The following is a 12,207-nucleotide window of genomic DNA, read 5'->3' as shown; positions in this document are numbered from 1 at the left end:
CCAAACCGAATGAGCTTTTGGGGCGTAACTCGGTATCCAACGCCGCATAACAGAGCCTGTCTCAGCAATGATTATGATTCAAAAAATCACTGATGAGCCAGGTTCTATGAAACAGCGTGCAAAAAGGGCATCAAATGATGCCCTTTCCGTGTGCATTGCGTCAAACGTTATCGGTAATTATGCGATAACTTTAGCAACAACACCCGCGCCAACGGTACGGCCACCTTCGCGGATTGCGAAGCGCAGACCTTCGTCCATTGCGATTGGGTGAATCAGGGTAACAACCATTTTGATGTTGTCGCCTGGCATGACCATCTCAACGCCTTCTGGCAGCTCTACTGAACCGGTTACGTCAGTTGTACGGAAGTAGAACTGTGGACGATAGCCTTTGAAGAACGGAGTATGGCGGCCACCTTCGTCTTTAGACAGAACGTAAACTTCTGACTCGAACTGGGTGTGCGGCTTGATTGAGCCTGGCTTAGCCAGAACCTGGCCACGCTGGATGTCTTCACGCTTGATACCGCGCAGCAGAACACCACAGTTTTCGCCTGCCTGACCCTGGTCCAGCAGCTTACGGAACATCTCAACACCGGTACAGGTTGATTTCGCAGTATCTTTGATACCCACGATTTCAACTTCGTCGCCGACTTTAACGATGCCGCGCTCAACACGACCGGTAACAACGGTACCACGGCCAGAGATTGAGAATACGTCTTCGATTGGCAGCAGGAACGGCATGTCGATCGCACGGACTGGATCCGGGATGTAGTTGTCCAGGTGTTCAGCCAGCTCAACGATTTTTGCTTCCCACTCAGGAACGCCTTCCAGCGCTTTCAGAGCAGAACCACGAACGATCGGGGTGTCATCGCCTGGGAAGTCGTACTGTGACAGCAGGTCACGTACTTCCATCTCTACCAGTTCCAGCAGCTCTTCATCATCAACCATGTCACACTTGTTCAGGAACACGATGATGTAAGGAACGCCAACCTGACGACCCAGCAGGATGTGCTCACGGGTCTGTGGCATTGGGCCATCAGTCGCAGCAACAACCAGGATCGCGCCGTCCATCTGCGCAGCACCGGTGATCATGTTTTTCACATAGTCGGCGTGGCCTGGGCAGTCAACGTGAGCGTAGTGACGTGCAGCAGTCTCATACTCAACGTGTGCGGTGTTGATGGTGATACCGCGGGCTTTTTCTTCAGGCGTGCTGTCGATCTGATCGAATGCACGAGCCTGGCCGCCGTTGGTTTTAGCCAGTACGGTAGTGATAGCTGCAGTCAGGGTGGTTTTACCGTGGTCAACGTGACCGATGGTGCCCACGTTTACGTGCAGTTTGTTACGTTGAAATTGCTCTTTAGCCATCGCTAGTCCCTCTAAGACACGGATATATCAATGATATCATCACATTAACCAGGCAATGCCTGACTGCAAGGAAGTTACAGAGAAAATCAGGAGGGAGATTAAAGGAAGTGGTGCTGATACCCAGAGTCGAACTGGGGACCTCACCCTTACCAAGGGTGCGCTCTACCAACTGAGCCATATCAGCACATCTGGAGCGGGCAGCGGGAATCGAACCCGCATCATCAGCTTGGAAGGCTGAGGTAATAGCCATTATACGATGCCCGCATCCTGGAACTCGGCTACCTGTTCTTTCTGTAGCTTGCAGATAACAGAGATGTTTCTCTACTATCTACTGCCTGTCAGCGAAGCTGACCGACTTTGACTTCGCTAACGCTCAGTCTGAATTCAGGGTGATAAGTGACTCACCTGACAGATAAACAGGTTGTTTATCTGCGTACCCAACCGCGAGGTTGAGATGGTGGTGGGAGAAGGATTCGAACCTTCGAAGTCTGTGACGGCAGATTTACAGTCTGCTCCCTTTGGCCGCTCGGGAATCCCACCTACTTGATGGTGCCGGCTACCGGAATCGAACTGGTGACCTACTGATTACAAGTCAGTTGCTCTACCAACTGAGCTAAGCCGGCATCAAGTGGAGCGCATTCTAGGAAGGTCGGGCTCTGGATGCAACTAAAAAATCGCTTATTTTTTTCTATCGCTTACTATTTGTGCAAATCATCGCATTTTAGTGTTTTTGTGCAGAATATTTGTGCAATCTGGTCCTGTTTTCATAGGATCAGTCGGCTCGCGCTAATGCCTTAGGCCTCTCTCTGGACCGCTTTTCAGCAGGTAAATGATCTGCAGGGAGTATTTTTATTTCACACGCCTGTACCGAACGATGCTTTTTTGACCTCGCCTGCGCTTTTTTTTCATGTGCAGGCACTTTTCTGTAGAAAGCAGGCCTGTTTTGATATGCGTGTCCCTTATGTCGGTACGACGATGACCAGGCGTGGAGCCTTTCAAAATGACTCTATGCTGTTGTTCGTTTGCTGAAGTCCTTATGGGACATATTGAATCTGTACCGCCTCAGCCTCTCTCTATGCCCTTATAGCGGCGTTTTGTCATTCAGACGTGTCAGATGTAAAAAGCAGATAAAAGCCGCACATGCGCTGTGATGACCTGCAATATCATAAACAACGATAAAGCAGTAAAAATTAAAGCCACCATGATGTTTTGTGGGTATGCCGACGAAAGCGAGATCACGTTTATCTTTTTACTTCTGTTAAAAGCCATACTGGTGATACCCTCCAGCCCATTGTTCTCACTGATAAACCAGCGATTCGTGATTCACTTCACCTGTGCTGTCCTGCTTATCGGATAACACGCGGTTGATAGCCATGAATTTGCGGTCAGATGCATGCTTATGGATAAAACGACCCCCCTGACAACGCCTTATTTAGAGTTCACTCGTGAGCAATGGGCTGCATTACGTGATTCCGTTCCTATGACGCTGTCAGAGGAAGAGATCGCGCAGCTGGAGGGCATCAACGAGGATCTCTCGCTGGAGGAAGTAGCGGAAATTTATCTGCCACTTTCGCGTCTGCTTAATTTTTATATAAGTTCTAACGTTCGCCGGCAGGCTGTACTGGAGCAATTTCTGGGCACCAATGGCCAGAAAATCCCCTATATCATCAGTATTGCGGGTAGCGTAGCGGTCGGTAAAAGCACGACTGCGCGTGTCTTGCAGGCTTTGCTCAGCCGCTGGCCTGAACATCGCAAAGTCGAATTGATCACCACTGATGGCTTCCTTCATCCTAATGCCGTGCTGAAAGAGCGTGGGTTAATGAAGAAAAAAGGATTCCCGCAATCCTACGATATGCACCGGTTGGTCAATTTCGTCTCCGATTTAAAGTCGGGAGCCAGTCAGGTGACTGCTCCGGTCTATTCACATCTGATTTATGATGTCATCCCTGATGGCGATAAAGTGATACAGCAGCCTGATATTCTGATTCTGGAAGGACTGAATGTATTACAGAGTGGAATGGACTATCCCCACGATCCCCATCATGTCTTTGTTTCAGATTTCGTCGATTTTTCTATCTATGTTGATGCAGAGGAAGATCTCCTGCAAAGCTGGTATATCAATCGATTCCTGAAATTCCGCCAGGGCGCATTTACCAATCCGGACTCCTATTTCCATCATTACGCCCAGCTTTCAGAGGCAGAAGCGGTTGAAATTGCTGGTAATTTATGGAAAGAGATTAACTGGCTTAACCTGCAGGAAAATATCCTGCCGACGCGCGAACGAGCCAGCCTGATTATGACCAAAAGTGGCGATCATGCAGTCGATAAGGTTCGCTTGCGTAAATAACTGCTGTCATAAAAAAGCCTGCGTTTCTGCAGGCTTTTTTTACTCAGACAGGACGCAGTGATATTTCTCCACCCACCCAGGCTTTTATTTCGCCATCCTGTTCCAGTAACAGGCCACCCTGGCTGTCTACGCCTCGCGCAATACCATGGACCTCACGTTCACCGATAAGCAGCTTAACCGGCCGGTTAATAAAGTTATCCAGCGCAGCCCAGCGTGCGACAAACGGGGTTAATCCCTCCTGCTCAAAGAGCGGCAGAGCTTCGCGCAGACTGTTGATCAGACGTGCCGCCAGCTCATTGCGGTTTACCGTTACCCCGGCCTCCTGCAGGTTAATCCAGCCCTGATTAATCTGTGATGCATCGGCTGTTCGCATCGCCAGGTTAATCCCCGCACCAATCACGATATGCGCAGCATCGCCGGTTTTACCTGTCAGTTCGACCAGAATACCCGCCAGTTTACGATCGTTCAGGTAAATATCATTGGGCCATTTTACGCGGACATTATCGGCCCCTAATGAACGTAATGTCTCAGCCATGATAATGCCAATTACCAGGCTCAGACCCATCGCCGCTGCCGGCCCCTGCTCCAGACGCCAGTACATAGACATGTAGAGGTTCGCGCCAAAGGGCGAAAACCACTGACGGCCACGACGGCCTCGACCCGCCTGCTGATATTCCGCAATGCAGGCAGCACCCGACTCCATTTCATGCATACGTTCCAGCAGATACTGATTTGTGGAATCAATCACCGGGATTACCGAGACGTTACCCTGCGTAACCTGTGAGAGTATCGCCTGCTCATCCAGCAGCTGTATCGGGGCAGAGAGACTGTAACCTTTACCTGTCACGGTATAGACATCAAGACCCCAGCTTTTTAACGTCTGGATATGCTTATTTATGGCTGCGCGACTCATGCCCAGCGTTTCACCCAGTTGCTCACCGGAATGGAACTCACCATCCGATAAGATATCAACCAGCTTTAGCGGAACATTATGGTCTTTCATGCGATCACCCCGACGGCATTACACTCACCCTGCGCCTCAATAAAGCGCACTTCGGGCTCAAGCCAGACATCAAATTTTTCACCAACCTGAGCGCGTACGGTTTTTGCCAGCGCAACGATATCGTCGGGAGTGGCATTTTCAGCGTTGATCAGCACCAGAGCCTGTTGCTGGTGAACTGCCGCGCCCCCGATGCGATAACCTTTCAGCTGGCACTGATCGATAAGCCATCCTGCTGCCAGTTTGATTTCACCATTTGGCATCAGATAGTGTGGCATAGCCGGAAAATGCGTCAGTAATGAGCTGCACTGCGCCTCGGTGACGACAGGATTTTTAAAAAAGCTGCCTACATTACCGGTGACTTTCGGATCGGGTAGTTTGCTCTGTCGCATCTGGCATACCGCGTGATAGACATCCCAGGCATTGGCCGTCACCGGATTGAGCGTTTTCAGATCGCCGTAGGTTAATACCGGTTGCCATTGCTTAGGCAATATTATCCCGACTGCGACGATGACATAGCCTGACTGGTAGTGATGTTTAAAAATGCTGTCACGATAGCCAAACTCACAGGCTTCACGATCGAGACGTTCTGTCTGACCACTGTGCAGATTAAGTACATCCACGTATTCGCAGACGTCTTTTAATTCCACGCCATAAGCACCTATGTTCTGAATCGGTGCCGAACCGGTCATACCAGGGATCAACGCCAGATTTTCCAGGCCTGTGATTCCTTTTTCCAGCGTGCTTTTAACCAGCTGATGCCAGTTCTCACCTGCCCCGACGTGCAATTTCCAGCACTCATATTCATCCTGAATTTTGATGCCTTTGATGCGGTTCAGCACCACTGTACCGGCAAAATCTTCCAGGAAGAGGACGTTGCTGCCTTCACCGAGCACAAGGAAAGGCGTTTGATCACTCTGGCTGGCCTGCCATGCTGCCAGAATGGCGGCTGGCGTCTCGGCGACGATGCGTTTCTGTGTATGTACTTCAAGCCCAAGCGTATTGTCGGCTTTTAAGGAGGGATGCTGGCTGGACATTTGACGGCCTTTACTGAGTTATCTGGCCGTAGTTTACCGTATCAGAGAGGGGTTCTCAGGCTGTTTTCGGGGATTATGATGAGGTTTTTCACGATCTGCAGACGTAAAAAAGCCCCGCACTTCCGTGCGGGGCTTCTTCACTTATTTAATGCCTGGCAGTTCCCTACTCTCGCATGGGGAGACCCCACACTACCATCGGCGCTACGGCGTTTCACTTCTGAGTTCGGCATGGGGTCAGGTGGGACCACCGCGCTAAAGCCGCCAGGCAAATTCTTTGTGCTCTGTCCTGTGTCTTTTGTGCTGATGCTGCGTTGGCCGCCCTCGCGCTACTCCGTCACATACTTCAGTATGCTCCTTCGTATCGCTCGGTTGCCGCCTTGCCTCAGCGCAAAATCCTTCGGACTTCAGTCCGCAGGACACAACTGTATCCGGTTAACAAGCTGAAAACCTGTCTCTCAAAAACGCCTCTGGCGTTGTAAGGTTAAGCCTCACGGGTCATTAGTACCGGTTAGCTCAACGCATCGCTGCGCTTACACACCCGGCCTATCAACGTCGTAGTCTTCAACGTCCCTTCAGGACTCTCAAGGAGTCAGGGAGAACTCATCTCGGGGCAAGTTTCGTGCTTAGATGCTTTCAGCACTTATCTTTTCCGCACTTAGCTACCGGGCAATGCCATTGGCATGACAACCCGAACACCAGTGGTGCGTTCACTCCGGTCCTCTCGTACTAGGAGCAACCCCCCTCAATTCTCCAGCGCCCACGGCAGATAGGGACCGAACTGTCTCACGACGTTCTAAACCCAGCTCGCGTACCACTTTAAACGGCGAACAGCCGTACCCTTGGGACCTACTTCAGCCCCAGGATGTGATGAGCCGACATCGAGGTGCCAAACACCGCCGTCGATATGAACTCTTGGGCGGTATCAGCCTGTTATCCCCGGAGTACCTTTTATCCGTTGAGCGATGGCCCTTCCATTCAGAACCACCGGATCACTATGACCTGCTTTCGCACCTGCTCGAGCCGTCACTCTCGCAGTCAAGCCAGCTTATGCCATTGCACTAACCTCACGATGTCCGACCGTGATTAGCTGACCTTCGTGCTCCTCCGTTACTCTTTAGGAGGAGACCGCCCCAGTCAAACTACCCACCAGACACTGTCCGCAGCCCGGATCACGGGCCTACGTTAGAACATCAAACATTAAAGGGTGGTATTTCAAGGTTGGCTCCACGCAGACTGGCGTCCGCGCTTCAAAGCCTCCCACCTATCCTACACATCAAGGCTCAATGTTCAGTGTCAAGCTGTAGTAAAGGTTCACGGGGTCTTTCCGTCTTGCCGCGGGTACACTGCATCTTCACAGCGAGTTCAATTTCACTGAGTCTCGGGTGGAGACAGCCTGGCCATCATTACGCCATTCGTGCAGGTCGGAACTTACCCGACAAGGAATTTCGCTACCTTAGGACCGTTATAGTTACGGCCGCCGTTTACCGGGGCTTCGATCAAGAGCTTCTCCTTACGGATAACCCCATCAATTAACCTTCCGGCACCGGGCAGGCGTCACACCGTATACGTCCACTTTCGTGTTTGCACAGTGCTGTGTTTTTAATAAACAGTTGCAGCCAGCTGGTATCTTCGACTGGCTTCGGCTCGGGGAGCTAGTCCCTCCACCTACGCGCCAGCGTGCCTTCTCCCGAAGTTACGGCACCATTTTGCCTAGTTCCTTCACCCGAGTTCTCTCAAGCGCCTTGGTATTCTCTACCTGACCACCTGTGTCGGTTTGGGGTACGATTCTGTGTTACCTGATGCTTAGAGGCTTTTCCTGGAAGCTGGGCATTTATCACTTCAGCACCGTAGTGCCTCGTCGTCACGCCTCAGCGTTAATAAGGGACCGGATTTACCTGGACCCTCCGCCTACACGCTTAAACCGGGACAACCGTCGCCCGGCTGATATAGCCTTCTCCGTCCCCCCTTCGCAGTAACACCGAGTACAGGAATATTAACCTGTTTCCCATCGACTACGCCTTTCGGCCTCGCCTTAGGGGTCGACTCACCCTGCTCCGATTAACGTTGAACAGGAACCCTTGGTCTTCCGGCGAGCGGGCTTTTCACCCGCTTTATCGTTACTTATGTCAGCATTCGCACTTCTGATACCTCCAGCATGCCTCACAGCACACCTTCGACGGCTTACAGAACGCTCCCCTACCCAACAACACATAGTGTCGCTGCCGCAGCTTCGGTGCATGGTTTAGCCCCGTTACATCTTCCGCGCAGGCCGACTCGACCAGTGAGCTATTACGCTTTCTTTAAATGATGGCTGCTTCTAAGCCAACATCCTGGCTGTCTGTGCCTTCCCACATCGTTTCCCACTTAACCATGACTTTGGGACCTTAGCTGGCGGTCTGGGTTGTTTCCCTCTTCACGACGGACGTTAGCACCCGCCGTGTGTCTCCCGTGATAACATTCTTCGGTATTCGCAGTTTGCATCGGGTTGGTAAGCCGGGATGGCCCCCTAGCCGAAACAGTGCTCTACCCCCGAAGATGAGTTCACGAGGCGCTACCTAAATAGCTTTCGGGGAGAACCAGCTATCTCCCGGTTTGATTGGCCTTTCACCCCCAGCCACAGGTCATCCGCTAATTTTTCAACATTAGTCGGTTCGGTCCTCCAGTTAGTGTTACCCAACCTTCAACCTGCCCATGGCTAGATCACCGGGTTTCGGGTCTATACCCTGCAACTTAACGCCCAGTTAAGACTCGGTTTCCCTGCGGCTCCCCTATACGGTTAACCTTGCTACAGAATATAAGTCGCTGACCCATTATACAAAAGGTACGCAGTCACCCCCATAAAGAAGGCTCCCACTGCTTGTACGTACACGGTTTCAGGTTCTGTTTCACTCCCCTCGCCGGGGTTCTTTTCGCCTTTCCCTCACGGTACTGGTTCACTATCGGTCAGTCAGGAGTATTTAGCCTTGGAGGATGGTCCCCCCATATTCAGACAGGATACCACGTGTCCCGCCTTACTCATCGAGCTCACAGCTTGTGTGCTTTTGTGTACGGGAGTATCACCCTGTACCCTGCGACTTTCCAGACGCTTCCACTAACACACAAACTGATTCAGGCTCTGGGCTGCTCCCCGTTCGCTCGCCGCTACTGGGGGAATCTCGGTTGATTTCTTTTCCTCGGGGTACTTAGATGTTTCAGTTCCCCCGGTTCGCCTTGCAGCACTATGTATTCATGCTGCAATGATGCACAGAGTGCACCGGGTTTCCCCATTCGGACATCGACGGCTGTAGCGGTTCATATCACCTTACCGTCGCTTTACGCAGATTAGCACGTCCTTCATCGCCTCTGACTGCCTGGGCATCCACCGTGTACGCTTAGTCGCTTAACCTCACAACCCACAGGCGTTTTACAACGCTGCGAATTGCAAGCATTTGAGAGACTCGAACGCATCGCCAAGTCATTCCTTATTACGGAGGAATGACGCGCTGCGTCGTTTCAATTTTCAGCTTGTTCCGGATTGTTAAAGAGCATAATACGTCGCAGCACACCGTCGCCGGTATGCTCTGAGGTATTTCAGAAAAAAACAGATAAACGGTATGGTGGAGCTAAGCGGGATCGAACCGCTGACCTCCTGCGTGCAAGGCAGGCGCTCTCCCAGCTGAGCTATAGCCCCATACAGTTACTGCAGAGACCACTACTACCACTCAACCGAGTTACATTCTTCAGGAGAAGGATGCAATTTCTTTTCAGGCAAGGCATGCGGAAGGGACGTTTACTCAGGTAAACGACCGCGCGCATAACGCAGCATGAGAAGAAATTTGGTAGGCCTGAGTGGACTTGAACCACCGACCTCACCCTTATCAGGGGTGCGCTCTAACCACCTGAGCTACAAGCCTGTAGAGGTTTTTTCTGCTCGTTACTTTTTTATCAGACAATCTGTGTGGACACTGCGCGGGAAGGTATCTTCAGGTAAGGAGGTGATCCAACCGCAGGTTCCCCTACGGTTACCTTGTTACGACTTCACCCCAGTCATGAATCACAAAGTGGTAAGCGCCCTCCCGAAGGTTAAGCTACCTACTTCTTTTGCAACCCACTCCCATGGTGTGACGGGCGGTGTGTACAAGGCCCGGGAACGTATTCACCGTGGCATTCTGATCCACGATTACTAGCGATTCCGACTTCACGGAGTCGAGTTGCAGACTCCGATCCGGACTACGACGCACTTTGTGAGGTCCGCTTGCTCTCGCGAGGTCGCTTCTCTTTGTATGCGCCATTGTAGCACGTGTGTAGCCCTACTCGTAAGGGCCATGATGACTTGACGTCATCCCCACCTTCCTCCGGTTTATCACCGGCAGTCTCCTTTGAGTTCCCGACCGAATCGCTGGCAACAAAGGATAAGGGTTGCGCTCGTTGCGGGACTTAACCCAACATTTCACAACACGAGCTGACGACAGCCATGCAGCACCTGTCTCAGCGTTCCCGAAGGCACCAAAGCATCTCTGCTAAGTTCGCTGGATGTCAAGAGTAGGTAAGGTTCTTCGCGTTGCATCGAATTAAACCACATGCTCCACCGCTTGTGCGGGCCCCCGTCAATTCATTTGAGTTTTAACCTTGCGGCCGTACTCCCCAGGCGGTCGACTTAACGCGTTAGCTCCGGAAGCCACTCCTCAAGGGAACAACCTCCAAGTCGACATCGTTTACGGCGTGGACTACCAGGGTATCTAATCCTGTTTGCTCCCCACGCTTTCGCACCTGAGCGTCAGTCTTTGTCCAGGGGGCCGCCTTCGCCACCGGTATTCCTCCAGATCTCTACGCATTTCACCGCTACACCTGGAATTCTACCCCCCTCTACAAGACTCAAGCCTGCCAGTTTCAAATGCAGTTCCCAGGTTAAGCCCGGGGATTTCACATCTGACTTAACAGACCGCCTGCGTGCGCTTTACGCCCAGTAATTCCGATTAACGCTTGCACCCTCCGTATTACCGCGGCTGCTGGCACGGAGTTAGCCGGTGCTTCTTCTGCGGGTAACGTCAATCGACAGGGTTATTAACCCCGTCGCCTTCCTCCCCGCTGAAAGTACTTTACAACCCGAAGGCCTTCTTCATACACGCGGCATGGCTGCATCAGGCTTGCGCCCATTGTGCAATATTCCCCACTGCTGCCTCCCGTAGGAGTCTGGACCGTGTCTCAGTTCCAGTGTGGCTGGTCATCCTCTCAGACCAGCTAGGGATCGTCGCCTAGGTGGGCCATTACCCCGCCTACTAGCTAATCCCATCTGGGTTCATCCGATAGTGAGAGGCCCGAAGGTCCCCCTCTTTGGTCTTGCGACGTTATGCGGTATTAGCCACCGTTTCCAGTGGTTATCCCCCTCTATCGGGCAGATCCCCAGACATTACTCACCCGTCCGCCACTCGTCACCCAAGAGCAAGCTCTCTGTGCTACCGTCCGACTTGCATGTGTTAGGCCTGCCGCCAGCGTTCAATCTGAGCCATGATCAAACTCTTCAATTTAAGTTTGATTTGCTTAAACAAGTTAAGCGGTGCTCATCTGTAAAACGTCATAATGAATTTCATTATGTGTTCACTCGTGAGGCTTGATATTTTTTACGTCCGGAGACGCTGATATCAATCCTGCGAGTGCCCACACAGATTGTCTGATAAATTGTTAAAGAGCAGTGCGAACAGTGCGTTAGCGTCCTGTCGCGAGGTGGCGTATATTACGCTTTCCTCCTGCAGAGTCAACCTCTTTCTCAGAAGTTTTTCTCCGGCGGCGCAGTCTCCTGTGCCTCTCAACCCGCTTCCCGTTGCCGGTGTTCCGTGTCGATGGAGGCGCATTATAGGGAGTTCGCGCGGGCTGACAAGTGTTTATTACGAAAAGATTATCGTTCGCAGTAATTTTCATCAAATCGCGCTATTTCGCTACGATTTGCCTGGTAACTGTGCAAAATCATTGGCAAAAGTGCTTACCTGCTGCCAGTCCGTATACTCCACTTCTTTCGTCGAATCTGTCTCACCACCGGTCATGCGCATAATCAACTGAATCATGACGCGATCGAACCAGCGATAGCGCGGATAATAGAGCGCGCCTGCGAACACGGCACAGCAATCAGGCTGCCACGGCGAGTGTGCCAGGAACTTCTGCGTATAGGCATTGGTTTCAGGAGAGCGCTTCTCAGGTTTGCGCGCCGTCAGGTTCACCGAAAAGAAACCGCTGGTACGCTGCTGCAACTCATGAAGGTGTTGTTTAACGAACTTATCAACGACCGGCTGAAAATGGCCATAGCGGATAGATGCGCCAATTAACACGCGATCATACTGTGCCCAGTCAGGCAGAGTGGCATCCTGAATGTTCAGTACATCACACTGCTGCTGCTGACGGATTACATCAGCAATAGAAGAGGCAATCTTCTTGGTTTGTCCGTCGCGAGTGGAATAGAGAATCAGCGCTTTCATGTCAGCATCCTT

The 12,207-nt window shown here is 51.8% G+C and carries 5 protein-coding genes, 6 tRNA genes and 3 rRNA genes; 1 reads left to right on the top strand and 13 read right to left on the bottom strand.

The features are described from left to right. Nucleotides 1–177: 177 nt before the first annotated feature. The 5 genes from tuf to AC6I8B_RS01080 all read right to left on the bottom strand — a co-directional run bounded on the left by tuf (nucleotide 178) and on the right by AC6I8B_RS01080 (nucleotide 1,985). Nucleotides 178–1,362 carry an elongation factor Tu gene (gene tuf, locus AC6I8B_RS01100; protein WP_010261012.1) on the bottom strand — a complete coding sequence of 395 codons (1,185 nt, stop codon included), beginning with the start codon at nucleotides 1,360–1,362 and terminating at the stop codon, nucleotides 178–180. Nucleotides 1,363–1,470: 108 nt separating this feature from the next. Then, a tRNA-Thr gene (locus AC6I8B_RS01095) sits at nucleotides 1,471–1,546 on the bottom strand. A gap of 5 nt (nucleotides 1,547–1,551) precedes the next feature. Then, nucleotides 1,552–1,626, bottom strand: a tRNA-Gly gene (locus tag AC6I8B_RS01090). A 191-nt stretch (nucleotides 1,627–1,817) separates the two neighbouring features. Next, a tRNA-Tyr gene (locus AC6I8B_RS01085) sits at nucleotides 1,818–1,902 on the bottom strand. A gap of 7 nt (nucleotides 1,903–1,909) precedes the next feature. Continuing rightward, nucleotides 1,910–1,985: transfer RNA gene (locus AC6I8B_RS01080), tRNA-Thr, on the bottom strand. Between the two features lie 776 nt (nucleotides 1,986–2,761). On the opposite strand from AC6I8B_RS01080, the gene coaA reads away from it, so the two are divergent. Continuing rightward, a complete protein-coding gene (coaA, locus tag AC6I8B_RS01075) occupies nucleotides 2,762–3,709 on the top strand; it encodes a type I pantothenate kinase (protein WP_010672227.1) in 948 nt (315 codons plus the stop codon). Nucleotides 3,710–3,752: 43 nt separating this feature from the next. On the opposite strand, the gene birA is transcribed toward coaA, so the two are convergent. The 8 genes from birA to hemG all read right to left on the bottom strand — a co-directional run bounded on the left by birA (nucleotide 3,753) and on the right by hemG (nucleotide 12,195). After that, nucleotides 3,753–4,712 carry a bifunctional biotin--[acetyl-CoA-carboxylase] ligase/biotin operon repressor BirA gene (gene birA / locus AC6I8B_RS01070; protein WP_022625149.1) on the bottom strand — a complete coding sequence of 320 codons (960 nt, stop codon included), beginning with the start codon at nucleotides 4,710–4,712 and terminating at the stop codon, nucleotides 3,753–3,755. After that, entirely contained in the window at nucleotides 4,709–5,746 is a 1,038-nt protein-coding gene (gene murB / locus AC6I8B_RS01065; protein ID WP_157354364.1) for a UDP-N-acetylmuramate dehydrogenase, read from the bottom strand. Before murB ends, birA begins: the two co-directional genes overlap by 4 nt. Nucleotides 5,747–5,896: 150 nt before the next feature. Then, nucleotides 5,897–6,012: ribosomal RNA gene (rrf, locus tag AC6I8B_RS01060) — 5S ribosomal RNA — on the bottom strand. 211 nt (nucleotides 6,013–6,223) lie between these two features. Next, nucleotides 6,224–9,131, bottom strand: a 23S ribosomal RNA gene (locus AC6I8B_RS01055). A gap of 209 nt (nucleotides 9,132–9,340) precedes the next feature. Continuing rightward, nucleotides 9,341–9,416, bottom strand: a tRNA-Ala gene (locus AC6I8B_RS01050). Between the two features lie 146 nt (nucleotides 9,417–9,562). Continuing rightward, nucleotides 9,563–9,639, bottom strand: a tRNA-Ile gene (locus AC6I8B_RS01045). 74 nt (nucleotides 9,640–9,713) lie between these two features. Next, nucleotides 9,714–11,253 (bottom strand): 16S ribosomal RNA (locus AC6I8B_RS01040). The 16S, 23S and 5S rRNA genes sit together here with 2 tRNA genes alongside, the layout of an rRNA operon. 408 nt (nucleotides 11,254–11,661) lie before the next feature. Continuing rightward, the gene (gene hemG / locus AC6I8B_RS01035; protein ID WP_033773286.1) at nucleotides 11,662–12,195 is read right to left on the bottom strand and encodes a menaquinone-dependent protoporphyrinogen IX dehydrogenase; all 534 of its coding nucleotides are present in this window, start codon (nucleotides 12,193–12,195) and stop codon (nucleotides 11,662–11,664) included. Nucleotides 12,196–12,207: the final 12 nt, after the last annotated feature.

This window comes from Pantoea sp. X-Soil-ISGK-285, assembly GCF_059730815.1.
The sequence above is the reverse complement of the archived record's forward strand: the minus strand, read 5'-3'. Positions and strand labels throughout refer to the sequence as shown.